The organism is Streptomyces sp. NPDC002004, from assembly GCF_053593975.1.
On sequence record NZ_JBSFDP010000027.1, the window covers coordinates 1 to 26,286 of the forward strand.

Consider the following 26,286-nt stretch of genomic DNA (forward strand, 5'->3'; position numbering starts at 1 on the left):
TCCCTGATGCCGCTGCGCCTGGCCCGCTACGGCGTCCCCCTCGCCCAGACCGCCCCGGACGGCCTCGCCGCCGCGGGCATCGAACTCCCGGCGCCTGCCGCCCCGGCACAGCGACAGAGCCCTGCACTCGAGGCCGCAGTCAGGCAAGAGGAGCAGTCGGCGGCGCTGGGTGGTGCCGGGTCTCGGCCGATGAATCAGGCGCCGCGCTCAGTTCCCAGCTCATCGCTCGAACCCGGCACGGAAGACGATGGGAGCGCCCGGCACCTCGCCGACGCCTATGAGGCCTGGCTCGCCGCCTTCGGATTCGAGCCTACGAGCGCGCAGTTCGCCCGCTGGCTCCAGGACCAGTACGGCATCGCCACCGCTGCTGGCGGACCACTGTCCGACGAACAACTGGAGTCCCCGCTGCCTGTCCTCAAACCGCGTCACGAATCGTCCACCGATCAAGACGAACCCGGCATGGACGAGGGACTGACGTGGAGCGACTACTTCTACAACGCCTGGCTCACCTACGCCCAGGAGCGCGGTACCCACCCCGATGCTGCCGCCCTTGCCGAGTACATCTACCAACTCGACGGCATCACGGGAGCCGGCGGCGAACCTGTCACCGCAGCCGAACTTCAGGACTACGTCGCCGAATTCCATGACCGCGAGTTCGGCACCGGCGCATCCCTCTACGACCCGGCCGCCGGGGACGACGGCCACGCATATCTCGGCGCGCAGTCAGGCACCCCAGGCCTGCTGGAACCGGACTTCGAGCGGGCGACCGCCGGTGCTGGCGCGCAGGCAGCCAAGGAGCAGCGGGGCCCGAGGATCGATGCCAAGGTCGACGAGCAGCCCGCCACACGGGAACGAGTCGAGGGGGGCGACCTCACCGTCGTCGACCGGTACTACATCGAGTGGATGGAGTACCAGACGCAGCACGGCCGAGAGCCCAGCGCCGATGAACTGTCTGCATTCCTTGCAGAGAAGGGGATGCTCGGGCGGGGGCGGAACCCGGTCAGTCCCTCCACGCTGCGCCGCTACGGACTCCCCTTCCGTATCTACAACGTCTGGGCCGAACACCGCCTGCGCACCGAAGCGCCTTCGGTCGACGCCGTTGCGCAGGACTGCGCAGCCCGCGGGATCACTGCCCAGTACAACAAGCCGATCACTGCCGGCCATGTCACCGAGCAGACCGAAGACTTTGAACGACGCTGGCGCACTGTCAGCCGGTATCACGCCAACGCGCAGTAGTAGCCATTCGTCGGGCCGGATGCGCGTCGGAAGCCCCCGCCAAGCCGGACAGAAAATCAGCGAAGTGCCTGGTCAGATGCGCAATGCGCAGCCATCTTGATCATTGCGCATGCCGTGCGCACCCGGCGGGGCGGCCGGCGCCCCGCGCACCTGCGGGGGTGCCCACCCTCGGCCCGGACCGGACAGCAGGACTCATGCGATCGATGCGCATCGGCCTCGAGATCACCTTCAGCGAACGCGTGAGCGGAGACCGATGCGCACGCCACGATCCGTGTGCTCCTTGCATCGGGTGGAGCCGTCGACCGGACCATGCATGACCGTCGTGCTGACCGGACGCACGGAAGATGGGGGAGTGGCAGCCTGCGACGACGGCTTGGTGCCGTCCGCTCGCACCGTTGCACGGACCGCCCGCGAAACTTCGGCGCAGTGGCAGCCTCGACCGTCCGCATCCATGGAAGCCGCCGCGGATCAGCTCCTCGCCTCCGCGCACGCGTGTCAGCGTCAGCCCGTGGCGAGCGCGGCGTGCCTCTGGCTCCTCAGAGTGCCTTGCGGAGGCTCGGCCCCGAGCCATTGAGCAGGTCACTGATGAGCTGCTCGGTCTCGAGTTCCAGGTCGCAGTCCAGCGCACGGTTGACCTGCTGGACGCGGGAGATCGCCATGTGCAGGCCCTGACGGTTCCCAGCCGCAGCCTCAATCCTCATCCAGTCCCGGTACAGCAGTTCAGCACTCTCGTCGACCTCAAGTCCTGTCGCGATGGCCTGCCGGGCAGCGCCGAGGTCCTGGTTCGGGCCCGCCGGGGTGCGGTAGGTCGCCACCGTGTGGGCGACATCGATGATCCGAGTGATCATCTCCTGCTGCTGTGGTTCGGCCCACGGGAGCGGCCGGGTGCCGAAGGGGCGCCCGCGTACGAGTGAGAGGGCCTTCTCCAAGTCCGGCAGGCCGGCTGCTGCCTGCGGCAGGGCGCGCTCGGCGAGGTGGAGGAACCTGGTCCAGTCGCAGCGGACGGCGGGGGAGAGGAGATAGGGATCGTCGCCTCCGCGGCGGCGTGGCACGTAGGCATTGCCGGAGGCGTCGTTGCCCAGGGCGCGCCGAAGGCCTTGGAACCGGGCGTTGAGGGTTGCTACCGACCAAGGGTTGAGCGGGTCCATGTGGGCGCACAGTGCGTCGGCGGTGCGGCCGGGACGGAAGAACATGAGTGCGGCGAGCTGGGCGATGCGCGGGCCGTGGCCGGTAGCGCTGACCCGGTCTACCTCTACGGGGCCCAGTACTCGGATCTCCGGCGCGTTCAGGTCGTGCGCCCCGGAGTCCTTGTCGTCGGCCGCGGCAGGGTGTGGTCTCTGGGCCGGGGGCACCGGACCTTTCTCGGTTGCGGTCTTCGTTGAATTGGCCTCAGGCTCTGTGGTCGGTGGGGCCTGCTCCTCGTCGGCGATGCAGTCACCATGCGTCTGGCTGTGATTCGGGTCGGGCAGGAGCCGCAGCGAGGACGGATCGGCGGAGGCCGCCAGCAGCGCTGGAAACATCGCGCCGTCGTCCACACCGTCGGATGCCGAAGCGGCCGGAGCGCTGTCAGCCTCAGCCTCTGCGGCTGTCGGCGTCTCCGTCAGGTCCGGCTCGGCGTCTGCCTCGACGTCCAGCTCGTCCGGAACCTCCTGCCATGATCCCTCAGCCCCGTCCGCGGGTTGCCCGGACAGGGCGAGCGCCGCGGTGATCTGCTGGTAGGCGGCATGCTCCAGACGCTGCAGAACGATCTCCACACCCAGGTAGTCGAAGCGCTGTGGTGTGCTGATGGAGGCGTTGAGGATCTGCGCGTCGGGGAAATGCGCTGCTGCGGACGATGCCGGGGCAACGAGCGTGACAGGGACCCGTCCGGCCTTGTCGATGACCTCAGCGAGCTGCCAGGCCGTATCCGCATCCATAGTGGCGGCACACAGCAGCAGGTACGGCTGATGCTCGGTCTCGGGCATCTGGTGCGCCTCCAGCAGCCGTTCGGTCAGATCCCGCAGGGCGTGGGCTGGCTGCCGCATGTGGGCGATCCGGCAGGTGGGCAGCAACTGCGGCAGGTCCTCGCCGAACCCGATCGTCACCACTTCGACGTCGCCCGCCCACGGGCTCATCCCGAGCTCCAGGGCCAGCGACGTGCACACCTCCGTGAGGTGCACCGGGTTGCCGTCCAGCAGGACGGAGGGCAGCTGCGTGAGGTTGGCCAGTACGAGGTCACCCGACTCGGTGGTGCCCACCGTGACCAGTCCCGGGTACGGAGCGGGCACCTCGCAAGCCTGATCTTCGCTGAGGAGGTCGGCGTTGGCAGGCAGCTGCCACCATCCGGCCTGTCCGGTGATGAAGGGTGCTCGTGGCTCTTGGGCGAGGTCCTCCGGCAGTACCTCCAGTAAGCGGGCACCGATCCGCGCGCCCCGCAGCGCCGGCACTCCGCTGTCACCTTTCTGGGCGGCGAGGTGCGCCAGGGTGCGTAGTGCCGCGTCCAGACGGGCGGCGCCATCGGGCTCGGCGGCTGCCGCCAGTTTCGCCTCGGCGGGGGAGACTTCCGGCGTCATGGCAATCGTCTGTCCGGGCTTGCGGCGGCGGCGCTGCAACAGGCGCCGCAGCGCGAGCGCCCCGGTGATCGTGGCTGCCAGCAGGGCGCCTGCGCCCAGAACGGTGCGCAGCTGCAGGGGACTGGCGGCCGGCTGCGACGGCGGCGCCCCCGTGGCCGTGGCTGTGGGGGAGCCCTCGCCGGATGCAGACGGCGCAGGAGTCGCAGACGCGCTGGCACCGGGGTCGTATGTGGCGGTCGCAGCGTCGCCCTTCCGGCTTGGCGCGTGCTGATGGTTGGGGCTGGTGGCTTTGTCGGTGGGGCGGATGGTCTGCTCGCCGGGTGCCGACGTTTCCGGTGCGTGTGTGGCCGATGCGCTCGGGGAGGCAGCCGGGGTGTCGCTTCGCTCCTGCCTCTGGTGCGGATGTTCGTGGGCCGGGGGAGTGTCCGGCCGCCCGGTCGTGTTGGCCTCTCCGTGGTCCGACGGACGGTCGTGCCGGCCGGTGGTGGCGCCCGGGACCGTGAGCCGCTGCCCGGCGTAGATCACGTCGGGATCGGTGATCTCGGGCAGGCCGCCGGGCTGCGGCTGGCCCCGGCTGGCCTCGAACAGCCGTGGCCACCGGTCCCCGTCCCCGAGCTCCTTCTCTGCGATCTTCGACAGATAGTCACCGGAGTGCACGGTGACCACACGTTCCTCCTGGCCGGAACTGGCAGCCTCACTTTCGTCGAGCTGCGAAGAAGCCCCTCCTGACATCGCGGGTGCTGCAGGGCTCGAGGACGTCTCCGGCATGTCCAGCTCCCAGCCGGGCTGCAGGAAGCTGTTGGCTCTGAAGACCTGGCCGTCGCCCATGGCGCGGCCCTCGTTCAGCGCGGCGATCTCCCGCCACCTCTCGCCGTCACCCAGTTCCTTCTCAGCGATGCTCCACAAGCTCTCCGCCGGCCGAGCCTCCCGCACCGTGTACCTGCGCGCCCTGGGCGTTGTGACATCGGGCGTCGTCCGACCGGCGCTAGCCCGTGCGTGGGTCTGCTGAGGCACGTGGGCTGAGCTCGCGGCCGGCGTCGCCCGGGCCGGAGAAGCCAGTGCCGAGCTGGTGGGCAGAAGCACCAGGATGCTGCCGATCAGGACGGCCGCCGCGCGCTGAGAAGAGCTCAGGCCGCGAGGAGCGTGCCAGGTCCTGCCGCGCAGCTGCGCCGTCAGTTCCCTCACTGCGCAGAACGTGAACTGCGCCCATCCGAGCCAGCCCACGGCGACAAGCAGCAGCAGGAATGCCGAGCCGGTGTCCTGCCGGTCCAGCAAGTGTGCGAGGTCGTCGTGGCCGGCCTGCCAGATGACCGGGGTCACCCACACCAGCAGCAGCGGAAGTCCGACGACCGCTGCCACCAGGACCAGCAGACTGCCCACGGCCTTGAGAACCCGGGCAAGGGCGCGTCCGGGAGCGGCGGGGGAGGGGGCGGTGCGCATCAGTTTCCTTCGTCGGGTGCGGTGACGCCGTGCAGGAGGGTTGCCTTGCCGTGGCCGGTCACCGACAGCGAGCCGATCCCGACGACAGGCAAGAACTTGGTGCTGTAGGAGCCGGTGACGGTGACGGTGAGCGTCTTGCCGTCGCCGGACACGCCTACGGTGCCGGTGGCTCCCGCCGATCGGAGGTAGGCCTGGGCGGCCGCCTGTGCGTCCTGCGGATCCACCACGATCGCCTTGCCGGTGACGGCCTGGGCCGGGTTGATGGCCTGGCCGCCCGCCCGGGCGGCCTCGTCGGCGACGTAGTCGGCTCGCTCGGTGGCACGCAACTTGCCGCCGCCGTCGACAGCCACACCGATGATGCCGATCAGCGCGACGACGCACACGGCGACGAACACCGTGACGCCCCCGCGATCGTCCAGACGAGACCCCCGGCGACACCACCAGGTGCCCCACACACGCACGCCTGCCTGACAGAAGGTCATCAGTCCCCCCGCTGCCGGTACTGGTCCACGACCGAGGTCGCGGTCGACGTGAGCGTGCGAGCACCGGGCACGCCGGGCAGCAGCAGGTCTGACAGGTTCACGGTGCAGCTCACGGTCACGGTGACCGTCCCCACCTGGCCCACAGGTACGTTGAGGCCACCGGTGTTGATGCTGACGCTCGTGGACGCACACGTGAGGCCTTGGTCGTTCAGGGTCTCGGTGGCTGCCGCGTGAGCCGCATCCTGCGCGGAGGCCGCGGTGCGATGGATGGAAGCCTCCCGGGCTGCGTCCTCGGCCGCCGCATCAATCTTCGAGCCCGACATGACGAGCCGGCCGCCCGCGATCGCCAGACACACGAACAGGATCAGGGACGGCACGATGATTGCGGCCTCGATTGCGACGCTGCCCTCATCCCGCCGGGCTCTGGTCACCCGGTGTCGAGCCGTTCTGCGCACGCGCCTCACTCTCCCGGAAGCGTCCAGCGTTCCACGGCCCCGGAGGCCGACTGCGTAATCCGCAGACCCCCGATGCCCGGAATCATCGACTGCGCCGTGCCATAGACCTGGATCCGCACCTGCTGGGCATTGCTGTCGGCGGTTGAGACGCCGGCGGAGAGCAGGCTGTCGCCCGCTGTGCGTCCCAGCACCTCGCGTGCCCGGGCCGCACCATCGGCCGGAGAGGCGTGATAGGCGCGGGCGGCGGCTACCCCTTCGCGGGCAGCTGTCAGCGCGATCGCCCGTGCGTAGTACCACATGGAAGCCTGAATGACGGCCACTGCGGCGAGGAGAATGAACGGGAAGACGATCGCCATCTGGACCGATGCGTCCCCGCTGTCGTCTCGCCATCGGATCCCCTGCCACCAGGTCTGAAGCCGTGCCGGAAGGGCCATGGTCAGATGCCGGCCAGGTGTCCGTTGTACTTGGCGATGACCGCGGCGATGGTCCCGGCGATCACCAGGGCGCCGGTGACGGCTGCGACCCAGATGATGACGGTGGTGATGCTGATGTCGCCACGGTCCCGCCTGCGAGAGAGCTCCTCCAGCCGAGTGTTCATCCAGCGGACAGCACAGTGAGTGCGGGCTGCGGTGTGCTTCATGAGGGTGTTCCTCCCCGTGAGTTGGGTGAGTGTGGTTGATTAGACGGTGAGCATGCGGATCACCGCGGGGAAGGCCATCAGCAACATCACCAGCACGGCGAGGAGAGCGCCCGGGGCGGTCATCTTCTCGCTGGCGGTGTTCGCCTCGGCGGCCTGCGCGGCCAGCAGCTCGGTATTCAGCGCCGCCGTGCGGGCCCGCAGGGCCTTGTAGACGGCTGCACCGTCCGTGGCCGAGCCGCGCATGATGTCGGCGATGTCATCGACGCCCGGCAGGTCGTAGGTGTCGGCGAGTTCGGTCAGTGCCTGATACGGCGGGATCTTCTCCAGCCGGGCCCGCCGCAGCGCTCCCTGCAGGTAGAGGAAGGGCCAGCCGCGGCCGACCGCGGCGGCCTTCTCCAGCGCCTCCGTGGGGCCCGCGTCCGCGGCCCGCTTGAGCGCCACCAGGTCCAGGTAGGCGGACAGGGCGTGTGCGAACTCCTCCCGTGCCCGCCTGGCTTGGTCCCGCACCGCCAGATCGGGTGTGATGAACAGCAGCCCGCTCACAGCAAGTCCCACGGCGGCCGGCACGTAGAACGGCAGGGAGACGCCCGCGATGATCCACGGAATGGTCACCAGCACGGGGGAGAGCAGACCGAGCGCGGCGAGCGCGGTCTTCCTTAGCATGAACTGACCCGGCCCCTGCCCGAGCAGAGCGAGATTCTTCGCAGGGATACGTACTCCGGGCAGACGTTCGAGGCGGGCCCGCAGCCACCGGCCCCATACCTCCTCGCGGTCCAACTCCGGCTCAGGCATCGACAGCTGCCCCAGGGACGTGCGCTGCAGCGCGGGAGCCAGCGCCGGCTGGGGGCGCAGCATCTCCCGGACCAGCAGGGCCACACCGCCGCCGACGGCGCCGCCGGTGAGCACCACGGGCCACAGGTTCATGACCTGGCTCCTTCCGGCTCACGCTTGACAGCGGGCATCTTGAGGGCCGCCGGTTCGGCGGCGGGGGAGGGCAGGCGGACCGTGCTCCGCGGATCAGCGAAGAGGAAGCGGGGGATACGGCGGAACACGCCCAGCTGCCGCATCATCGCCAGCACTCCTACGAAGCCGGCCGTCAGGAAGCCGAGTACCAGCTGCCCGAGAAGCGTCGAGTAGGGCTTGGTGTAGGAGGGGACAAAGAACCCGGCGACGACGATGCCCACGGTGATGAACGTCATCCACCGCACCGTGGTGCGCGGCTTGGCGCGGTCCGCCTCGATGGCGCGCTTCTTGGCGACTTCCTCGCGGACCGTGCCCGCCAGGTCCTCGAGGGCCTGGGCCAGACCCGGACCGCGGTCGTTGACCGACAGGATCAGAGCTGCGGTCACCTTGTCGGCAGTGACGTCGTCCAGGTCGTCGGCGAAGGCCCGCAGGGCGTCCTCCGGCCGCCAGCCCAGGCGGAGCCGGTCGGACAGGCCTGCGATCTGCTCGGCGAGCTCCTCCGGCGCGCCCTTCCGGCTGTTGATCATTGCTTGCTCCAAACCCATGCCCAGCCGCAGGAGCCCGGCCAGGCGCTGGGTCCACTCGCTCAACGCCTCCAGTTGGCCGATGCGCTCCTGCGCTATCTGCGCAGGCGTGATCAGCCAGGGAACGCCTACCACGGCAGCACCGAGCAGGGCGCCGCCCACGAAGTTCCCCGACATCAGCCACACCGCCAGGAACACCACGACTGCCGCAGCCGCGAGCGTGCGCCGCCGCAGCCGGGCATCCGCGGTCTGCTCCTGGCCGGCGCGCAGCGCGTGCCAGCGGTGACGAAGTGGCGCCCTGAGCGGTGCGGTCGTCCCTACGACGCCGGCGACAACGCCGATCAGACCTCCGGCGACGGCCATGCCACTGAGGAGAGCCAACAGCAAAGTCATCGGGCCACCTGCACCTTCAGTGACAGCGGGGCCTGCCAGGCCCCATAGGGCTGCTGCAGCAGCGTGGAGTCGAACCCGACACGGCGCAGGTCTGCGATGCAGCCCGGGTCCATGCGCGGGACCGCACGCAATTCCCCGAACTCCACTCCAGGGGAGAAGATCTCGTTGGTGGCTGGGCGGCCGGATTCCCCGATCCCTGTGAGCTCCAGGATGTGGGAGACGTAGCGGTGGCGGCGGCCGCCGATCCGGGTCTCGTCGGTCATGTCGACGTATACGACGAAGTCCAGGCCGTTCGCGGTCTGCCGGTAAGCGAGCTGCTCCGAGAGATTGCCCTGGGCGAGCGCGTAGAGCTCGGCGATGCGGTCGAAGATGATGTCCGGCCGCCGGGCGTGGATGGTGCAGAGGTTCCCGCCCGCGCCGTTGGTGAGGGCCTGCATCATGGCCACGACTTCGGGGCCCCGCACCTCGCCGACGACGATCCGCTCGAGCGACATCCGCAGTGCGGGATGCATCAGGTCCAGGAGCGTGACCTCGCCGGCGCCGCGTCCCGTGACGTCCTTCTCCCCGTTCGACTCACGCCCCACCAGGGAGACGACCTGGCGGTGGTACCCGTTGGAGTGGGCGAACAGCTCGTCCTCGGTCTGGATCGTGGCGAACCGGCACTCGGGGTCGAACTCCTTGAGCATCGCCCGCATCAGGGTCGTCTTCCCGGCCTTCTGCTTACCGGCGATCATGATGTTCTTCTCCGCACGGACACACGCGCCGAGAAACTCCCGCAGGACTGGGTCGATCGTGCCCAGCTTCACCAGGTCGTCCAGATCGGCGTGGGAGACCCGGTGCCGGCGGATGACCGCGTAGGTCATCGGGCCCAGCCCGGTAATCGCCTGCAGACGCGAGCCGTCCTGCAACGACAGCGCCAGCGTGGGGTTCGCGGTGGAGATGGTGCGCTCGCTGTGCCCGGAGTCCCGGGCCAGCTCCCGCAGCATCTCCAGCAACTCCTCCTCGGAGTCCGCAATCGGACCTACCTTGCGACGCTGGCCGTCGCCGTAGTCGAGCCACACTTCGCCGGGGCCCTGGACGATGATGTCCTCAACCCGCTCGTCGTCCAGGTAGGGCTGCAGGCGCCCTGCCCGGTACAGCAGGTCATAGACGGCACGCCGCAGCGCGTCATCCTCCTGCGCCGTGGTACTCATGCCGCGCTCGACACCCTGCGCGTCCGACCACAGTGCCACTGCCTCATTGATCCAGTTCAGGCAGTGCTGTTCTTCGGTCGCGCGGTCAACTCCCGCACTCGTCTTGAGTAGTTCCTCGCGCTGCCGGGCCACCTGAGTAGCGATGTGCCGCGCCACCCTGTAGTCCATGGTGACCTGAGGGGCGGAAGCGCCGAGCGGCTGGACACTCGCGGCGTAGCCGGCCGGCGTGCCGTTTGCCTGACCACGCACGGCGCGCTGAGGACGGCCCGGCGGCGGAGCCACGACGGGATCGTCATGCAGAGGCCTACCGCGCATGGGCGACCTCCTCGCGGGCCGGATTGCGCGGCGCGAGACGGGCCCTGCGAAGGGCCGCCCGCTGCGCGAGCACCGTGCCGCTCGTCCGGGCCGCCTTCATCAGGGACGTCTTGGTGAAGTGGCGCGGCTGCTCAGCACCGTCGGACAGGACACGAGCCTCCTTGGGCGCATACGGAAGGGTCGCCACCACCGGGACCTGCAGCACGCGTTGGACCTCGCCGGCGGGGTAGGGGCCTTCGTCGATCATGAGCAGGCCCACGTTGCCAATCCGTTCCTCCAGCGCGCCGACCCGTGACTGGGCGGCCTGCAGGCACCGCAGGGTATTGCGAACGACCACGAGGACGGCGTCGGCCTGGTCGGCAAGGACAGCGGAGGGGCCGAAAGCGCCCGAGCGCCCGAGATCGATCAGCACGTCGTGGCCGTGTTCGGTATCGATGCCGCGAAACATCACCGCAAGGGCCTTCCACACCGGGTGCAGACTTGCCGCCTGGGCGGATTCGGTCAGCCCCGGCAACAGCAGTCGGTCACGCGGAGACCTCTGCTTGCCGTCCTCGTTGCTCAGATCGATCAACTGCCGCCAGAAGGCATCCCCGAACTCGCCTTTGCGTGCAGCGATCGAAAGGTTTCGTAACCCATACCGGTCCCCGAGCTGGCCCAGCAGCAGCCCGTGCAGCACCGCCCCGCCGTCCGGATCACACTCGGCAAGGATCATCTTCCGGCCCGGCTCCAGCGGCCACGACAGCAGCAGCGCCAGGGCACTCGCTGTCACGCCCGGCGCGCCGCTGCAGCCGGCCAGTGCGATGACACTCATCGGCTACCGTCCGGAGCAGCCAGGACCAGGCGCAGCGTGCCGGCAGACACCCAGGCAGCAACGGTCGGCCCATCGTCAGCGGAGGTGGCGACGTCAACGACGACGACGCCGGTGCCCGGGGCAGCCTTGGATGCCTTCACGACCCGTCCAACGATCGTCCGCGGCGCGATGCCGGACGGCTTGCCCGTGTCCGCATCACCCTGAGCGGGGACATGGACCAGCTCCACCTTCTGCCCCGGGACCAGAGTCGTAGCGGGCACCTGCTCGGGCTTGAGCCCGATCGGCACCAACTGCTCACCCGGCTTGACCAGGGAATCCTTCGTCACCTGCGACGCCGAAAGGAGAGATCCGGGCTTCAGCTCCACGGCCGCCCGCTTGCCCACGACGGAATCCAGGTCATCGACGGGCACGGCCTTCAACGCCGGGTCCAGGGCGACCGACGCCTTCCCCAGATCCTGTTCGGTGAGGACCTGGCCCACCTGGACATCGCGGACCACACTCACCACCTGGGTGCGATGGCTCACCTGCAGCAACAGCACCGTGACACCTGCGCCACCTGCCGCGATCAGGGCCAGCGACAAGGCGATCATCCCGGGCCTGCGCCTTCGGGCCGAGACCCGCGGTGGCGCCACCGGCCCTGCCCCCCGCCCCTGCGGCGGCATCACATTCTGGGCGGATATATCTGTGCGTTCCTTGGTCTTGCTCAACGCTCTTTCCCTCCAGGACGACGATCACCCGACAACCTGCACCTCGCCGATCGCCACCTGCACCTGGGACTGCCGGATCTCGGTGAGCTGGCCTGTCTCCCCGCCGTCACCCGTGACACGCCAGTTGATGGTCCACGTCGACGTGGCGGTCAGCCGGTACTTTCCGGCCAGCTCACTGGCGGACGTCTTGGAGTAGACGTGGCCACAGGTCGGTGACTCGGCCATGCCATGTGAGGCCCTGTATGGCGTGCCTGGCCCGTTGCAGGTCACGGAGATCCCGTCGCCCATCTGCCACACGATCTTGGAGACCTTTGCGGTCGCAGTGACGGTCACTCCGCCCGCCGATGCAGAGGCGGTGTTGGGCCCGTAGGTAGTGGGGCTCTGGTTGACCCACAACCACATCGGCACGCCCACCGTGTACTTCCCGGCCTCCTTCGGGCTCGCGATGTCCGGCCCGAGCAGTGTCATTGAATCGACCGCGCGTTGCGCCAGCTCCTGCGGGTCTACCTGCGGTGCGGGCTTGCCCTGCGGCACGACGACGAAGCCGCCCGGGTTGTTGTCGCCCCCGTCCGTGCAGGCACGAAAGTACAGGTCGTTCTTCTTAGGGTCCGCGCCGTGCCAGGCGGGGTGGTTGGCGGGCGGCTTCGGGCTTACCTTGGTCAGCTTGCACTGCAACTTGCTCTTGCCGCCGTTGGCCCCCGAGCCCGAGTGGCCGCCCTTGCCGCCATATTTGGTGTCCACGCCGACGCCGACGCAGAACTTGATGACATGGCATTTGCCTGCACCGACATTGGGGCCGATGCCGGCATACGCGATGCCTGCCGGGGCGAGTACGAGGGCGCCGGCGAGTACAGCGAGACGTCTGGTCAACAGGCTTGATCTTGAGCGGTCAACTTCGTGACCATCCACTTCGTCCCCCACTTTTCAAGCGTTGCGGTGCTGACGTATTTGGCGAGGCGTTCCGATGGCAGCGGGGCCTTCTTCCGTGAGGCCTTGTCGATCAGCGTCCAGTGCGTGGTGTCGACGCAGTCCGCGACCGTGGCCTTGGGGATCTCTCCGTTCGTCACCTTGATGACCTTGGGATGGATCACCGGCTTCCCGGTCGTGACCTGTCCGGCCTTCCGCATCGCCAACAGATCGCTCTCGATGTCCGACAGAGCCTGGAGCGTCGTGTACTTCTTCAGGCCGGTTCCCGACGAGGAAGCCTTCTTGTAGGCCTCCGTCTGTGCATCCCAGGAGCGGCTGTACGCCGCAACGGCAGCGGTGTCCTCGGCGGTGGAATTGGGGGACGACGACGTGCTGCCTGTTTGAGTACGGCTCGGCGGGGACGGCGCTGCATCCGCGTCACTGTCGCTACAGCCGGCAAGTGCCACCAGACTGCCTGCGAGGAGCATCGCAATTGAGTGCTTCCGGGCGCGATTGGCGGCGATCCTCGGCCCTGACGAGCGTCGTTGTGTAGGTGTCACGTTGTCTCCCGTACGACGCGGTGTGGTAGGTCTGGCTGTTTGGGCCTCCGATGTAGGACGGCCCTGAACTGCGGCCTGCTCCAGCTGCGGCTATGCGTTTGCGTTGCCGCAAGATTACGCACCTTCACTCAACCCTCCAGTGCAATAAGCGAGTTCACTCATACAACTCGGGACCGCTCTGGTCACATCGCAAACGTGATGTTTCGAGTTCCGGTCATAGGGTTTGGCTGATTTCGATCCTGTGTGGTCCGGGCCCACTGGCGCTGGATCCGGGCACCGCACGGTTCGCCGGAACGAGATCTCAACCCGTCGCTTCATATTCCGGTCCGCCTCACCACGCTTCACGCGCGACGGTCAGCCGACAACCTGCAGCTCACCGATTGCCACCCGCATGTTCGATCGCCTGACCTCGGTGAACTGGCCCGTCGGGCCGCCACCGTTGACCTGCCAGTCCACCGACCACGTGGCCGTTGCCGAAACGGGGTACTTCTTGCCCGGCCGGGTTGCCGAGGTGCGAGCGTAGGTGTGGCCGCAGGTCGGCGACCCCTGCTCGCGGTAGGACGCGGCGTACGGCGTGCCGGGGCCTTTACAGGTCACCGTCGACCCGTCACCCATCGACCAGACGATCTGGGTGACCTTGGCCGTCGCCGTCACAGTCACGCCGCCCGCTGTGGCACTCGTCGTGTTGGGGCCGTAAGTGGTCGGGCTCTTGTGCACCCACATCCACATCGGCACGCCCAGGACGTACTTGCCAGTCGTGCGTGGACTGGCGATGTCGGGGCCGGAGAGCTTCATCTTGCTCACCGCCTGCCGCGCCACCACGGCGGGATCGATGGCAGGAACGTTTGTACCAGCGCCGGCGACGAAGGTATCGATCACTGGGCTGCTGCCCTTGGACCGCAGGTCAGCCAGATCGCTCTCGGTACTCGACAGAGCCAGGGCCGCGGCGTAGTCGCGGAAATCAGTTCCCTTGATGTCGCCCTTGGCGTACGCCTTGATCTGCTCATCCCAGAAGAGCCCGTAGGTCCTGAGTACGTCGCCCTTGGCTGCGGCCCGGGGGTCCGGGCTGGCCGATGGGGCGGCCGAAGCACTGCCACCAGGCGTTGCGCTGTGATGGGGGGAACTGGACCTGTCGCTGCCGCCACAGGCGGTCAGGACGACAAGGCTGCCCACCATGAGTAGTCCGAGTGCATGCTTTCGTACGCGATCAGAGGCAAGCCCGAACGAGCGTCGTTGTGCACAGGTCATGAAGTCTCCCCGTTTGGCGCGGTGTGGCACGACCGCTTGCCGGGTCGCAGACCTGGGGCAGCCCAGGAATGCGGCTTGGTCGAGCTGCGGGTGTGCGTTTCCGTGATCGGAAGATTATGGATGGGCAAGTCAAGTTCCCAGTGCGGTGGTTGAGTTGACTTTCACGACGCGGGAGGTATCCGGTCACTTGTGGGGTGGAGACCGGACGATGGTCCTGTGTCGTCGTACGGTCCACCTCCACAGCGCAGGATGGTTAGCCGCCTGTTCGCGAGAAAGAGATCTCGACGCGTCGGTTCTTCTGACGGCCGGCCTCGGTGGTGTTGGACGCGACGGGGTGCCTCTCCCCGAACCCGCGCGTGTCGAAGCGGACTGCTCTGGTGCGCAGTTCTCTCGCCAGTACGGCTTGCACGGCTTCGGCGCGCTGCAGGGAGAGGACGTCGCCGTGGGCAGCGGAGCCGAGGTTGTCGGTGAAACCGAAGACGGTGACCCTGCCCGCACGCTGCGTGTTGATGTCCCTGGCGATCGAGGCGAGACGGAGCCGTGCAGAGCTGCTCAGCTGTGCACTGTCCCTGGTGAACAGCACCCCTGCTTGGAGCTGGAACGTCACCTTCCTCGGTGTCTCTTCTCGGCGTTCGGCGCCGTGCTGGTCCCCGACAACCTCGCTGATACCGACGGTGTCCGAGCCGAGGTCGAGGATCTTCGGAGGAGCGAGTTTCGCCCCACGGCGGAGCGCGAGGCCGGAACTGTGCACGTTGACGTCGCTGACCCGGGTAAACGCATGAGCCCGGTGCTCACTCGGGCTCGTGGTGGCGGCTGCTTGCTGGGGCATGCTGAAGGCGAGGCTCAGGATCGCTGCCAGGCTGGTCAATGCAAGATGCGCGCCGCTGGGCCGGGACGGGATCGAATGCATGCGGACTCCCACCTCACCCGGAGATCTTTATGGTTGCGGTGTCGAACAGGGGCATCTGGAAGCCGACCGACCGTGTGTTCGCCGGCGGAGCGGGGAACTGCATGAAGACGCGCACGCTCTCGCCGGCCTCGAGAGACGAGAGGCCGGTCGTGGTGAGCGGGTGCCCATCGGTATCGCGTAGCACGTAGTAGCGCTTCTTGCCGGCGAAGTCCACGACGGTTGCTCCGCCCAACGACTGTCCTGTCCTGATGACGTCGAGCTCGCTGCCCCGCAGCTCGGCGGGAACCACGGCCGTGTCGGCGCCATCGTTCTTCAGCACGCCGCGGACAGTGAGGTATCCGGCTGGGTCCCGCTCGGCCGATGTGAGCGTCAGATCCAAGCCTTGTTGGCCCTTGAGCTCAGCCAGCGGCGCGCTTGCCCGTCCCTGCTGCGGGGCGAAGTCGTTGCCTTGCGATGCTGTGCTCAATGCGTGCTCGCGCAGCGAAGCGCCGTCCGAACAGCCTGCCGCGCCCAGGGCCAGGCCTGCCGCGAGCGTCAGCGCAGCCAATCGCCTGCCGAAGGGCGATGTTGTCCAAGTGGTCATGCTCATTCCTTCCTGGTGGGGGTACGGGGGTCGAGGAGAGGCCTCGGGGCGGAGGCGGATTGCCCTCACTGGCCAGGCCCAGGCCTGGACGCGGGCCACACGGTGATCACGTCGCCGTCGAGGGTGACGTGCCGGTTCGGGAAGCGGTGGCGGACGAGGTACAGGTCCTGCTCGTCGAAGTCGTCGTCGCTCTCTACGACAACGGCACCGGCGACCCAGGAGACGCTTCGCGTCCTCGCCGGCCATTCGCCTCCAGGCTCCGCGGCCGGCCGAGGCTCGTCCGGGCGGTTCTGGCAGCGCCGCGTGTGGTTGCACACTTCGAGTCTGTGAATATCAGGTTGAGGTCGCGTCATCTTCTCGTCCTGGAAGTCGATTGATATGCAAGGTAGATGCCTCTCGTATCACGCCTTGCAGTGGGAAAATTATATGTTCGCATGAGCAAAGCGCAAGGGGTGTGGGTGGTGTGACACGGTTGCAACATTCCCGACAGGGCGCGCCGTGGCGTCACGGCTCAGTCCAAGGGGCCGGCTTGCCGTCCGCCAGCCGCACCCACACGTCAGCGGTGGTGCCGTGCTCCTCCTGGTGGGGCTCGCCCTGTCCCGCGAGTCCTGGTACGGGTCGATGAAGGGCAGCCCGCTGTCTGCGTGCGCCCAGCCGATGGCTCACTCAGCCGGACCTGCACCCTGTCTGTGCGGCGCGGCGCCCACCATGGGCGCGCCCTGGGGGCACGGGCGAGATGCATGCCGTGGCGAAGGAGGGCTTCTGGTCTCGGACCCAAGCGCCGAGTGAGGACGAGTTCTGGTGCCATCCGCTCGGCCGAGGCCGTGACCGCCGAGCGGTGCCCCACGATCTCGCTCACTGCCAAGGGGAGGGCGACAGTCGATGCGGGTAGGTACCGATGGCCGGCCAGCCACTGAACGTATTGGGTGGGGTTGGTGAGCAGGCTCAGTACCGGCCCGGACGCTGTCTGGTCGGCCTGATGGGTCAGGTACGGGGCTGCGGAGTCCACGGTGAGCCCCCTTCCTTCTTTGAGGTTGTACGGGTGAAGTGCCAGTCGGTGATGCGGCCGTCGGTGTAGGTGCCGCCGTGGTCGGCGCCCGCCCACACCAGGTGCACCACCGCCCGGTCGTCCGGGCCGTCGCGCCGTGCGATGGCGGCCTGGATGCGGAACCGGCTGTATGCCGGCGCGGTCGCATGGACTTTGCCGAAGATGCCCGGCCACTTCGCGCGGTCCATCCCGGTGGCGTCCGCGCGCAGCAGGTCGCTGCCAGCTGCGACCAGCCGCTGCTGGTCCCGGGCGGCAAGGTCGGCTGGCCAGGCCGCCTCCAGCGCCTTCTGGATAGCCCGGTCACCTGCAACACCCTCACCGTGGGGCGGCAGAGCAGATGCGGTGGCCGGCACAGGCGAGGCGACGGCCTCGGCGCCGCCCGCGTGTGCACCGCCCTGTGAAGGGTTCGGCTTGGCGGAGACAGGCGTCTGCGCAGCCGGGGCCGACGGCGCGGGGACGGGACGCATGGACAGCAGGACCACGCCGCTGATGGCCAGTAATGCGGTGCTGATCAGCAGGAGACGCGGCGAGCGCGGCGGATGTGGGTTCACAGGACTCGGGCTCCTCCCGCGTAGCCGGACGTCGCATCGACGGCATCCGTGCGCACGACGGTGCCGGGGCGTGGGGCGTTGATCATCTGGCCGCCCCCGATGTAGATCCCGACGTGGTAGATCGCCGAATCGCGGTGTGGGGCGTAGGCGTAGAAGACGAGGTCACCAGGTTGGAGGGCGCTTGTGCCGCGGCTGGCGGGGATGCGCCGGCCGACCGACGCCTGAGCGGCTGCCGTCCGTGGAAGGTGGACGCCGACCTGGGCGTAGGCGTACGTGGTCAGCCCCGAGCAGTCGAACCCCTTGACGGTCGCGCCGGTCTTCCCGCTCGGCGAGCAGCACACGCCATACGACTTGCCATCGGCGTTGCCGCCGCCCCAGGAGTAGGGCACACCCCGCTGCGACAGCGCCGCCTCGATCACCGTGCGGGCCTTTGCGGACACGCTCCTCAGATCCGGACCCTTGGCGGCAGCGGTGTACTGATCGATCCACCCCAACACGTTGGCCAGGTACTCGCTCGAGTGGTTGTACTGAAGGATCGCGGCCTTGAGCTGGGCACGCTGGGCCAGATCGCGGCCCTTGCCGCACAGGTAGAGAGCGGCGCCGAGCGCTGCGTCGTCGGCGTTGTGCGGGTCGGCGGTCTTGTCGCCGTTGGCGTCCTTGCCGATGCTCTCCCAGGTGGAGGGCAGGAACTGGAACGGCCCGACAGCGCGTTCCCCTTGGGCGGTGCCGTCCCACTTGCCGCCATCGGTGTCGGGGAAGCTGCTGGTGTTCCCGCCGGCCCCGGAGCCGTTGAGGAGCACTCCGTAGATCTTCGGGCGGATGTCTCCGTTGGTCGCGATGTTCCGGCCCGAAGCATGATTGGACTCGACCTTGGCGATGCCGGCGAGGACGGGCCAGTGCATCCCCCGGCACTTGGGCGCATACCGTCCAACCAACTGCACGGCCGTCTTGTAGGCCATCAGCATCCGCGGCGGGATGTCCGCAGCCGAGCCGCCTTCAGCTATCCCGCCGTCGTCCTGGGCACTGCTCTGCAGCGCGACAAACGCGCTGATCGAATTCGACACCTGGGCCGCGCAGCACACGGCGGCGAACAGCAGCACCACCGTCACGCACCCCCACCGCCCAAGGCGGCGCCGGGCCCGCTTCACTCCTCCTCGCCTTCGCCGGTCGGCTGCTGCCGGTTCCGCTCCGTGCGCAGCCGATCAGCCTCCGACGCGGCCCTGAAGAGTTCCTGCATCCGAGCATGCGGGTCGCGCGTGGCGCCTCGCGGACTCCCGCCACCAGCAAGTCCCGGGCCCCTCCTGCTCGGTGCTGCGCTCGCTGGACGCGGATTGCCACCGCCTGCGAGCCGGTTCGGGGCCGTGGGCGCGCCTGCTGGGGCGGCGCCTCCTCCGGTCGGAGGCGCTGGCGTGCGCGGCCGACCGGAGGCTGTTGTGGTCGGCAGCCGACGGCTGACGAATGGTCCGTTCCCGCCGCGGTCGTCGTTGTTCTCCGGCAACACACGGGAGACATGCCGCCCTGTCTCGGCCCAGGCCCGGCCGTCTTCGCGGACGGTGTTGCCCCATACCCGCACCTGTTGGCGGGCGTCCTGGGAGTAGCGCGAGCCGACGGTCCGGGCTTGGCGAATGGTGGCCGGGAGGCCGGCTGTCGCCCCGTACGCAGCCCGACCGCCCCGGTGCAGGATGCGGTACCCGCGGAAGCGGACCAGTCGGTTGTGGGCGCGGGTCGACAGCAGAGTGCGGTCGGTGTTCTGGTCGTGCAGCACCTTGCCTGAGGCGCGATCGACGATTTGCCCCTGTCCGTCACGGTACCGGTCGGGAGGCCCGCCGGGTCCGCCGGGCTTGCGGGGCCCGCCGCTGCCCGAAGCACCTGGCCCACCTGCCGGCGGACTGCCAGGGCCTTGGTCGCCGTCGGCGGTGGGCTTGCGCCACTTGGCAAGCTGTTCCTTGTCCGGCCGCTTGCCGATCAGCAGCCAATGAGCGCCTTTTGCGCCGAGCCGCGTGCCTATCCCGCCCGCGGCGGCTGCCGCGGCGAGCGGTGCGAGGCCGTGCCTGGCCTCAGCAGTGGCGTCGGCGAGCATTCCTCCGGGGTTCCCCGGCATGCCCGTACCGTCGAACAGCGTGGTGAGAGCGCCCATCAGCTGTTGGCGGGTGCCGAGCTTCCCGAACCCGCCGCCAGTGAAGGCGCGCAGCCCGCCGCCGTGCTTGGAGGTATCGCCGGGCATCTGGGTGCCGCCGACCTTCGCGTGGCGCATCCGCATGGCCATACGCCGGCCGAACGACACGATGCCGGTCAGCAGCCTGCGGTGTCCGGCCGCGCCGGCAATGGCCAGCACGTCGATCAGCAGGATCCGCTCCACCATCAGATCGGGGCCGTTGGTGATGGTGGCGTCCACGGCAATGCCGAAGAACGGGACGAACGCACAGACCCCCACCAGCGTGAGGACCGCGATGCCCCACAGCGACAGCCACTTCCACACCGACTGGCGGGCAGGCCCGGGCAGCATGCCGGCGATGAAGGTGACCCCGCCGGCAGCCGCGGCCGCTGCGCAGATGCCCTGGGTGCCAAGGAGGACGATCGAAGCGGATAGCAGCATGCCGCAGATGAACAGCGAGGCTACGAGCAGCAGCGCGGCGCCGGCGACACGCGACCAGGTGGGCTTTTCGGCGTAGTCGGCACACGACTTGCCGACGGGCCCGGACTCACGCAGCTCGCTCAGGAACATCCCGAACTGTTGGTCTTCGTCCGGCAAAGGGAAGTCGGCGTAATACGGCGCAGACCCGTCAACGCCGGAAGCCGGTCCGGTGCCTGCTTCGCAGTACTTCTTAGCCGGGCCTTTGATGGCGCGGCAGGGATCGTTCTTAGGCCGCGGTTGCTTCTTGGGAGCCTCAGTCTCCGGTTTGTAGCCTCCGCTGATCCATTTGAGGTGGAGAGCGTAGGCCTTGCGGTCGGCAGGCTTGGCAGGATCGAGGGTGCGTCCGTACTGCAGCAGCATGTAGGGCTTGACGATCAGCGCGTTGGTGATCGAGTGCTGGATCGGGCGGGCGACCTCGCTTGCGGAGACAGGGCCCTCGCCCTCCCGCTGCAGGCACTTGGCTTCGGCGTTGCCGACCATGCCGTCGCACGGATCCGTGCTGGCGAGCTTGCCGCCCCAGTTGTAGGAGTTGACGCTCTGTTGGGCGACCTCGGCGCCCACCTGCTGGCTCTGCCCCAGAGGTCCGTCCTGGGCGAGCAGATAGTCGGGGCGGACGAATGCGGAAGCGGCGAACGCAGCAATGAGAAGAGTCAGAAAGATCTCGCCCAGACCACGGCCGACCCTGCCACGCACGATCATGAACGCGGCGAACACGAACGCCCAGGCCAGGAGCAGACCCTTCAACCCGAGCGTGTCGACGACCAGCGTGTCGTAGGCGTCGGCGACCTTCTCCGCAGGAGCAGCGAGGATCTTCAGCAGCGGGAACCGGAGAGCCACCTCGATGGCCCAGCCAGCCAGGCCCACCAGCATCCGAATGAGGGTGAACAGACCCGACAGGGCGAAGGCGAGAGCTTGCGATTTGAAGGCGAAGAACCCGCCGCCTTCGGCGTCCAGCTCGTAGTTGTTGATCGGCACTCCCTCGGAGGAAGTGATGTTCAACGGGGCGAGCAGGTCCCCGCTCTCGCCGTTGCCACTGGCCGCGTACACAACCTGGGTGTTGACCAGGATGAAGACGCCCGCGAGGAGTACGACGAAGCCGGCTGAGCGTAGGGTGCCGCGGTCTGGACGGAACATGTCAGCGCCGCCTCTGCCCGGCAGTACTCCGGCACCGCCAGGCCATCGGGTCGGCCGGCCCTGCGCCGGCGGGAACCAGCCTCCAGGCGGCATCGGTCACGTCCTGCTGCTCGGCAGCGGCGGACTTCGTGGTGCCGCGCTCGCAGTACGCCTCGGCCGGGCCCACGATCCGGCCGCATGGGTCCTGGTGGGCGGGGCGGGTGTTGGCAGCGGAGGCTGGCCCGGTGTGCGGCCACCGCACCTGCGGAGCACTCGTCCCGTCGGCCAGGCTGAGCACGCCGATGATGACGGCGACCGTGGTGAAGACACTCGCGGCCGCGGCGACGCGGCGGGGGTCGTCCCAGGAAGAGGAGATCATCAGATGCGCTCCTTCGGGCGGCCACCAGTGGCTTGACCAGCGGGCGGCACTACCGTTGAACCTGGCTGGGAGCTTGCAGTTGCGCGGCGTCCTGGTGTGGTGGTGATGGACGTGGTGATGCGCGCGATGCGAGGGATGCCGACCTTGACCCGGCCGGTGTTCTGCCGCGGGCAGGTCAGCAGGAACTCGCCCTCGCGGCCGCGTTGCCCGACGGGGGACAAGCCGGTGGTCACCAGCCTCAGCAGCTCCGGGTCGTTCGGGTCGAGCCCGACGAACTCCAGGCCGCGGCGGGCGCGCTCGCGGTCGGCCGTGCGGGCCAGCGCGCGGTAGGCCATCAGGCCACGGTCGGGGCCGAGTTCTTCGGAGTCGTGTGAGCCGGCGAGCAGACCGGCGCCGTGCTTGCGGCCGTCGTGGAGGATCTCGTGGACCAGAGCTGTGCCCTCCGCGGAAGAGGTGAGCCAGTACAGCTCGTCCAGGACCACCGCGGTGAACCGCTCGGGGTCCTCGAAGGCGGTCTGTCGGGCGATCGCGGCGATCAGGTACAGCACGGCGCGGCCGATCAGCGCCTCCAGCGGTTGCTGGTGCAGGACTTCCGGCTTGTCGAACGCGGCTTTCGGCGGCAGCTTCAGGCCTGTCGTGGTGACCACGATCATGTCGGAGGCGCTGGAGGCGTCCAGTCGTACCGGCGGCAGCGTCGGATCGAACACCATCGCCGCCAGCGGGTTGCTGGCCACGACTCGTATGAGTCCTGCGAGGGTGGCGGCAGCGTCCTGCCGCTTGCCCGCCTCGCTCGTGGCCATCTCATCGAGGACCTCAAGCACACGGTGCATGGACGGGGCCTCGCTGGCCGCGGCCTGCTCGACGGCGTGGTGCAAGACCTCGCCGCTGGTGCTCATCGGGCCGATGCCGAGCTGCAGGGTGAGGTAGGACAAGGCGTAGTGCCGGCCCTCGGGGCCGTCGAACATCCGAAGCGGGTCGATGGAAACCTTCGCCTGGGCAGCATCGACGATCTGGACGCGACCTTTCGCTGCAACGCGGGCGAAGCGGGCCCACTCTCGTACGGGGGTGCGGTCGATGCAGATCGCGCAGCCGCCGCGCGCCCAGACCGCCTCGGCGATCAGCTTCTGCAGGACGCTCTTGCCCGCCCCCAGGTCCCCGACGATGCCCATGGACGCGGAAGCATCCACCTTGGGCGCATCCGCCACATTGATCATCACGGGGCGGGTGGTGCCGCAGTCCAGATCGACGCCGAGGAACATCCCGTTCGGATCGCCGACCTCCGAGGCAGTGAATGCGCCGCCCAGAGCCCAGTCCTCGGAGACCTGATGCTGGGTGAACTCCCGCACCACTCCGGGCCGCACGGTTCCGGGCAAGCCGAGGGCGAACAGCGCCTCCTGCAGGCCGGCCGGGCGCACGGCCCGGTAGTCGGCGCCGCCGAGCAGCGCCGCCAGGGCCCGGGCGCGGACATCGCAGATGGACGCGGTCGGGCCCCATACCGTCAGCACGGTGACGGACTGCACTTCGACCTCGACCGACGTGCGCGACAGGCGGGCGTCCAGCTCGCCCAGGTCGCGGGCAGCCTCGGTGAGCGAGGCAGGCATCCCGGTGGGGCGTGCGTCGTACTGGTCGGCTTGGTCGATCAGCTCGTTCTTCTTGCGCCGCACCTGTTCGCGGGCCTTTTCTGCCGGCACCAGCGTGAGGTCTACGGTGTAGTCGACGGGGAAGTCGAGGGTTTCCAGCTGGGAGAACAGGTCAGCAGCCTCCTGGCTCACCGCGGGCGGGCATTCGGCCAGCGCCAGCTGTGCCTGGTAGCCCACCCCGGTTTCGGATTCGACCTGCAGCCAGCGCCTGCGCAGCGGGGAGGCGGTGTTCAGCCGCCACCAGGCCTTGCGTCCCGACCGCGTTATCCGCCCCGTGCTTTTGAAGTCGTCGACATCGTCGAGAGCAGGGTCGATGCCGCCTTCCTGCAGACGTACCTGGCCGAGGTCGGCATAGCTGGGAGAGCGCAGCACGTCATCACGGACCTGCCCTCCGTACAGATCGCTGGCTTCGGCTTCCGCGAGCAGTGGCTCCGGCAGCCCGCGGTGGAGGGCGTGCTGGATCATCCACACAATCTCTGCGGGTCGGGCCGGGCGGAAGGCGATGCCTCCGGCGAGCGCGGCCTCCACCCGGAAGGCCTGCTCGCGGTAGGCCGTCACCTCACGCCGAGCGACGGGTGTCGGCCGCATGCCCAGCATCGGGGACAATTCCGCCCACGCCGCACCGAGCGACGCTGCCACCTGAAGGCCGGCTGTCTCGGTCTGCAGCGGAACCGCCAGCCACAGCGTGCGGCGGTGCATCTCCTGAGCATCCAGAAGATCCAGCGTCGCTTCGACGTTCTCCACCCACGGATGCGAGCCCTCGCCCTGGTCCGCCTCGGACGGCTCGATGCCCTCGATCATCCGCAGGGCGATCTCGCCCGGATCGACCTGCGCACACAGACCGAACAGCCGCGGCGCCCCCGACAGAGAACGGATCAGATGGGTGATCTTGGCAAGCTGCTCGTCACGGACTGCCGCCGGCACGTAGGTGCCCTGGACGGTCTCCTCACGACGGCCCTGCACATCCGGGCCGGGATGCAGCCGGTAAACAGCCCACACGCTGCCCTGCGTCGACCACACCAGATGTCCGGCAATGTGACGGATCGGAACCCTCACCGCCCACCTCCGCTCTGTTCGACGAGAGCAATCAGCTGCTGCACCCCCGACACCGGACGCGCTGATTCCCGGTGCGCGGCCGGTCTCCGGCCTCGCTGTGCGGCAACGCGGGATGCCGGGCTTCGGCGCGGCGTCCGGTCGGCAGACGTCGTTGCAGCGCGGCCCGGATCAGCCATGGAAGCCAGAGGGGAAGGGGTGCCCTCGATGGTGAATCCGCCGAGCAGCGCGTGGGAGGCGCGGTCCCGCGCAGCCCGCCCGCCCATCCGGCCACCCCGCGGCTGCCAGGCGAGCAGCACCCAGCCCAATGCCGCCTGCATGGGGGCACGCCCCTTGATCTTCGGTCGGCGCACCGCCCACACGGCCAGCACCCAGGCCACGATCGGCACTGGGCCCATCCACGACCACCACGGGATCGTCTTGACCAGAAGGAAGCCGCCGCCGACAGCCACCACGATCTGCGCCGGCGTGTACGGGCCCAGAGGAATACGCCAGTCGGCGACCTTCCCCAGCACCCAGGGGTGGCGCCGGGCCGCGGTGTAGTAGCGCCCCACCCGGCCCGCGGCCGCCGCGCTCACAGCCGGCCTTCCCCGTCGGCGGAGTGCCCGTGGGCGACCGGATCGACACTGCGTACGACGCCGGGAACGGCGGGCGCGCCCTTGGACGAGTGCTTCACCTCGTCCGCGAACATGTTCGCCAGCTCGTTGCGCGAGTTGTACAACCCCAGGGCGATCACCATCAGCAGCAGCGCACCGATGCCTGCTTTGAGACTGAACTTCTGGATCATGATGACGACCACGAGAACGATCAGGCCGGCCTGCAGGCCCTTGGTCGCCCAATCCCTGAACATGGTGATCCAGGAGTTGCCGAGGTCGTTCAGCTGCCCGGCGAGCAGGAGACTGTGCACTGTCGTCACGACTGGCCCCCGTTCTTCACGGTGCCGGACTCCAGCGCCGCCACTTCCCAGCGACCCGACCGGGCCTTGAGGCCGAGCTGGTAGGCCAGCGGCCATCGCCCGTCGCCGTCCCGGGCCTCGATTTGGACATGGACGCGGACCGTGATCCCGTCTGCCGGTACATGCTCGGCGGCCGCGGCCGCCTCAGCACCGAGGACCTGCTGGACGCCGGCCGCCGTGTAGGGGGCGGGGGAGACCGGTGTCAGCTTCACCCCGGGCGCGACATAGCGCTCGACCTCCCCGGCGCCCGTCAGGTACGCGCCGAAAAACTCCCCGATGGTCGAGGACAGGTCACTGTCGGAGGGAACCGTCACCGAGTACGGAGACTTGGCCACTGCGGCACGGGTCGGGCCCGCCACCACCCCCGGTGCACTCGTCACCGTGAACGAGGCGCCGCTGGCGTCGGCGGCCACCGGGACGATGAAGTAGCGCACCTTGCCGTCGGCGTACTGCGCAGCCACCGTCACCGCCCACCGGCCGGACTCGCGTTGCGCACTGCGCACCGCGGTCACCGACTCCAGCCTCCGTTGCGCATCGCCGGCCGGTTCAGGCAGATCAACGTCCGGCCCCATCGACTGCGCAAGCCGCGCCTGCGCACTTGTGGTGTCGTCGGCATTGCTGCGCAGCCACGCACGAGCGAACAGCTGCGCAAAGCCGGCCGGGTCGGCGCTGACCGCCGTAGTGCGCATGGCGGTCGGCTTGGTCGCGGGGGCAGCCACGAGCGTGGTCGGTCCGGACAGCACCGCGGTGCCCAGAGCAATGGGGCCGGCCGCGATGGCCGTGCAGAGGGCCAGCCGCGACAGACGTACGCGCTGCCGCATCCTCTCCAGACGGGCGCCCGAGACCGTTGCAGCAGTGGCCTCGCCATCGGAGGCCTGCCTGTGTGGTGGCATGGTGAAACTCCCAGGTCGGAACAGGTACTTGCCGGCCTTGAGCAAACCCGCGCGCTCCGACCCGGCCACCGACCACACAACCCCGACCACGATCACGATCA

24 protein-coding genes and 1 pseudogene are annotated in these 26,286 nt (G+C 68.8%); 1 reads left to right on the forward strand and 24 read right to left on the reverse strand.

The window, feature by feature from the left end; translation table 11 throughout:
- Positions 1 to 1,236 (forward strand): annotated as a pseudogene (locus ACWCP6_RS28375) (hypothetical protein); the annotation flags it as partial.
- Positions 1,237 to 1,772: 536 nt separating this feature from the next.
- Here the strand turns inward: ACWCP6_RS28375 and ACWCP6_RS28380 are convergent.
- The 24 genes from ACWCP6_RS28380 to ACWCP6_RS28495 all read right to left on the reverse strand — a co-directional run bounded on the left by ACWCP6_RS28380 (position 1,773) and on the right by ACWCP6_RS28495 (position 26,185).
- Entirely contained in the window at positions 1,773 to 5,228 is a 3,456-nt protein-coding gene (locus tag ACWCP6_RS28380) for a LysM peptidoglycan-binding domain-containing protein (protein ID WP_450935418.1), read from the reverse strand.
- Positions 5,228 to 5,710, reverse strand: coding sequence for a pilus assembly protein TadG-related protein (locus ACWCP6_RS28385; protein WP_450935419.1), 483 nt, complete (start codon positions 5,708 to 5,710; stop codon positions 5,228 to 5,230). The genes ACWCP6_RS28380 and ACWCP6_RS28385 overlap by 1 nt, the downstream gene beginning before the upstream one ends.
- Positions 5,710 to 6,174 carry a TadE family protein gene (locus ACWCP6_RS28390; RefSeq protein ID WP_450935420.1) on the reverse strand — a complete coding sequence of 155 codons (465 nt, stop codon included), beginning with the start codon at positions 6,172 to 6,174 and terminating at the stop codon, positions 5,710 to 5,712. Before ACWCP6_RS28390 ends, ACWCP6_RS28385 begins: the two co-directional genes overlap by 1 nt.
- Positions 6,171 to 6,599, reverse strand: a complete 429-nt coding sequence (locus ACWCP6_RS28395; RefSeq protein ID WP_450935421.1) for a TadE/TadG family type IV pilus assembly protein — start codon at positions 6,597 to 6,599, stop codon at positions 6,171 to 6,173. Before ACWCP6_RS28395 ends, ACWCP6_RS28390 begins: the two co-directional genes overlap by 4 nt.
- A gap of 2 nt (positions 6,600 to 6,601) precedes the next feature.
- Positions 6,602 to 6,805: a hypothetical protein gene (locus ACWCP6_RS28400; protein WP_450935422.1), complete on the reverse strand. Its 204-nt coding sequence runs from the start codon at positions 6,803 to 6,805 to the stop codon at positions 6,602 to 6,604.
- 39 nt (positions 6,806 to 6,844) lie between these two features.
- Positions 6,845 to 7,729, reverse strand: a complete 885-nt coding sequence (locus tag ACWCP6_RS28405) for a type II secretion system F family protein (protein ID WP_450935423.1) — start codon at positions 7,727 to 7,729, stop codon at positions 6,845 to 6,847.
- Entirely contained in the window at positions 7,726 to 8,685 is a 960-nt protein-coding gene (locus tag ACWCP6_RS28410; protein ID WP_450935424.1) for a type II secretion system F family protein, read from the reverse strand. Before ACWCP6_RS28410 ends, ACWCP6_RS28405 begins: the two co-directional genes overlap by 4 nt.
- The gene (locus ACWCP6_RS28415; protein WP_450935425.1) at positions 8,682 to 10,193 is read right to left on the reverse strand and encodes a CpaF family protein; all 1,512 of its coding nucleotides are present in this window, start codon (positions 10,191 to 10,193) and stop codon (positions 8,682 to 8,684) included. The genes ACWCP6_RS28410 and ACWCP6_RS28415 overlap by 4 nt, the downstream gene beginning before the upstream one ends.
- Entirely contained in the window at positions 10,183 to 11,004 is an 822-nt protein-coding gene (locus ACWCP6_RS28420; protein ID WP_450935426.1) for a hypothetical protein, read from the reverse strand. The genes ACWCP6_RS28415 and ACWCP6_RS28420 overlap by 11 nt, the downstream gene beginning before the upstream one ends.
- Positions 11,001 to 11,666: an SAF domain-containing protein gene (locus ACWCP6_RS28425; RefSeq protein ID WP_450935506.1), complete on the reverse strand. Its 666-nt coding sequence runs from the start codon at positions 11,664 to 11,666 to the stop codon at positions 11,001 to 11,003. Before ACWCP6_RS28425 ends, ACWCP6_RS28420 begins: the two co-directional genes overlap by 4 nt.
- A gap of 69 nt (positions 11,667 to 11,735) precedes the next feature.
- Positions 11,736 to 12,581 carry an ATP/GTP-binding protein gene (locus ACWCP6_RS28430; protein ID WP_450935427.1) on the reverse strand — a complete coding sequence of 282 codons (846 nt, stop codon included), beginning with the start codon at positions 12,579 to 12,581 and terminating at the stop codon, positions 11,736 to 11,738.
- Positions 12,578 to 13,105 carry a hypothetical protein gene (locus tag ACWCP6_RS28435; RefSeq protein WP_450935428.1) on the reverse strand — a complete coding sequence of 176 codons (528 nt, stop codon included), beginning with the start codon at positions 13,103 to 13,105 and terminating at the stop codon, positions 12,578 to 12,580. The genes ACWCP6_RS28430 and ACWCP6_RS28435 overlap by 4 nt, the downstream gene beginning before the upstream one ends.
- 426 nt (positions 13,106 to 13,531) lie before the next feature.
- A complete protein-coding gene (locus tag ACWCP6_RS28440; RefSeq protein WP_450935429.1) occupies positions 13,532 to 14,425 on the reverse strand; it encodes a hypothetical protein in 894 nt (297 codons plus the stop codon).
- Between the two features lie 253 nt (positions 14,426 to 14,678).
- Entirely contained in the window at positions 14,679 to 15,335 is a 657-nt protein-coding gene (locus ACWCP6_RS28445; protein WP_450935430.1) for an OmpA family protein, read from the reverse strand.
- A gap of 13 nt (positions 15,336 to 15,348) precedes the next feature.
- Complete coding sequence (locus tag ACWCP6_RS28450) at positions 15,349 to 15,918, reverse strand: hypothetical protein (RefSeq protein WP_450935431.1); 570 nt, start codon at positions 15,916 to 15,918, stop codon at positions 15,349 to 15,351.
- A 65-nt stretch (positions 15,919 to 15,983) separates the two neighbouring features.
- Complete coding sequence (locus ACWCP6_RS28455) at positions 15,984 to 16,235, reverse strand: hypothetical protein (protein ID WP_450935432.1); 252 nt, start codon at positions 16,233 to 16,235, stop codon at positions 15,984 to 15,986.
- Between the two features lie 667 nt (positions 16,236 to 16,902).
- Positions 16,903 to 17,517 (reverse strand): hypothetical protein, encoded by a 615-nt coding sequence (locus ACWCP6_RS28460; protein ID WP_450935433.1) that lies wholly within the window; start codon positions 17,515 to 17,517, stop codon positions 16,903 to 16,905.
- On the reverse strand, positions 17,514 to 18,626 hold the full coding sequence (locus ACWCP6_RS28465; protein ID WP_450935434.1) for a C40 family peptidase: 1,113 nt from the start codon (positions 18,624 to 18,626) through the stop codon (positions 17,514 to 17,516). Before ACWCP6_RS28465 ends, ACWCP6_RS28460 begins: the two co-directional genes overlap by 4 nt.
- A 35-nt stretch (positions 18,627 to 18,661) precedes the next feature.
- Complete coding sequence (locus tag ACWCP6_RS28470) at positions 18,662 to 21,286, reverse strand: hypothetical protein (protein WP_450935435.1); 2,625 nt, start codon at positions 21,284 to 21,286, stop codon at positions 18,662 to 18,664.
- Position 21,287: 1 nt separating this feature from the next.
- Positions 21,288 to 21,644, reverse strand: coding sequence for a hypothetical protein (locus tag ACWCP6_RS28475; RefSeq protein ID WP_450935436.1), 357 nt, complete (start codon positions 21,642 to 21,644; stop codon positions 21,288 to 21,290).
- A complete protein-coding gene (locus tag ACWCP6_RS28480) occupies positions 21,644 to 24,340 on the reverse strand; it encodes an ATP-binding protein (protein ID WP_450935437.1) in 2,697 nt (898 codons plus the stop codon). Before ACWCP6_RS28480 ends, ACWCP6_RS28475 begins: the two co-directional genes overlap by 1 nt.
- Positions 24,337 to 24,915: a hypothetical protein gene (locus ACWCP6_RS28485; RefSeq protein WP_450935438.1), complete on the reverse strand. Its 579-nt coding sequence runs from the start codon at positions 24,913 to 24,915 to the stop codon at positions 24,337 to 24,339. The genes ACWCP6_RS28480 and ACWCP6_RS28485 overlap by 4 nt, the downstream gene beginning before the upstream one ends.
- On the reverse strand, positions 24,912 to 25,253 hold the full coding sequence (locus tag ACWCP6_RS28490; protein WP_450935439.1) for a hypothetical protein: 342 nt from the start codon (positions 25,251 to 25,253) through the stop codon (positions 24,912 to 24,914). Before ACWCP6_RS28490 ends, ACWCP6_RS28485 begins: the two co-directional genes overlap by 4 nt.
- The gene (locus tag ACWCP6_RS28495) at positions 25,250 to 26,185 is read right to left on the reverse strand and encodes a conjugal transfer protein (RefSeq protein ID WP_450935507.1); all 936 of its coding nucleotides are present in this window, start codon (positions 26,183 to 26,185) and stop codon (positions 25,250 to 25,252) included. Before ACWCP6_RS28495 ends, ACWCP6_RS28490 begins: the two co-directional genes overlap by 4 nt.
- Between the last annotated feature and the right edge of the window lie 101 nt (positions 26,186 to 26,286).

Coding starts and splice junctions, on each gene's coding strand:
- ACWCP6_RS28380 (WP_450935418.1), bottom strand. CDS start 5,228: ATGCGCACCGCCCCCTCCCCCGCCGCTCCCGGACGCGCCCTTGCCCGG.
- ACWCP6_RS28385 (WP_450935419.1), bottom strand. CDS start 5,710: ATGACCTTCTGTCAGGCAGGCGTGCGTGTGTGGGGCACCTGGTGGTGT.
- ACWCP6_RS28395 (WP_450935421.1), bottom strand. CDS start 6,599: ATGGCCCTTCCGGCACGGCTTCAGACCTGGTGGCAGGGGATCCGATGG.
- ACWCP6_RS28400 (WP_450935422.1), bottom strand. CDS start 6,805: ATGAAGCACACCGCAGCCCGCACTCACTGTGCTGTCCGCTGGATGAAC.
- ACWCP6_RS28405 (WP_450935423.1), bottom strand. CDS start 7,729: ATGAACCTGTGGCCCGTGGTGCTCACCGGCGGCGCCGTCGGCGGCGGT.
- ACWCP6_RS28410 (WP_450935424.1), bottom strand. CDS start 8,685: ATGACTTTGCTGTTGGCTCTCCTCAGTGGCATGGCCGTCGCCGGAGGT.
- ACWCP6_RS28415 (WP_450935425.1), bottom strand. CDS start 10,193: ATGCGCGGTAGGCCTCTGCATGACGATCCCGTCGTGGCTCCGCCGCCG.
- ACWCP6_RS28420 (WP_450935426.1), bottom strand. CDS start 11,004: ATGAGTGTCATCGCACTGGCCGGCTGCAGCGGCGCGCCGGGCGTGACA.
- ACWCP6_RS28425 (WP_450935506.1), bottom strand. CDS start 11,666: ATGCCGCCGCAGGGGCGGGGGGCAGGGCCGGTGGCGCCACCGCGGGTC.
- ACWCP6_RS28435 (WP_450935428.1), bottom strand. CDS start 13,105: ATGCTCCTCGCAGGCAGTCTGGTGGCACTTGCCGGCTGTAGCGACAGT.
- ACWCP6_RS28440 (WP_450935429.1), bottom strand. CDS start 14,425: ATGACCTGTGCACAACGACGCTCGTTCGGGCTTGCCTCTGATCGCGTA.
- ACWCP6_RS28445 (WP_450935430.1), bottom strand. CDS start 15,335: ATGCATTCGATCCCGTCCCGGCCCAGCGGCGCGCATCTTGCATTGACC.
- ACWCP6_RS28450 (WP_450935431.1), bottom strand. CDS start 15,918: ATGACCACTTGGACAACATCGCCCTTCGGCAGGCGATTGGCTGCGCTG.
- ACWCP6_RS28470 (WP_450935435.1), bottom strand. CDS start 21,286: ATGTTCCGTCCAGACCGCGGCACCCTACGCTCAGCCGGCTTCGTCGTA.
- ACWCP6_RS28475 (WP_450935436.1), bottom strand. CDS start 21,644: ATGATCTCCTCTTCCTGGGACGACCCCCGCCGCGTCGCCGCGGCCGCG.
- ACWCP6_RS28495 (WP_450935507.1), bottom strand. CDS start 26,185: ATGCCACCACACAGGCAGGCCTCCGATGGCGAGGCCACTGCTGCAACG.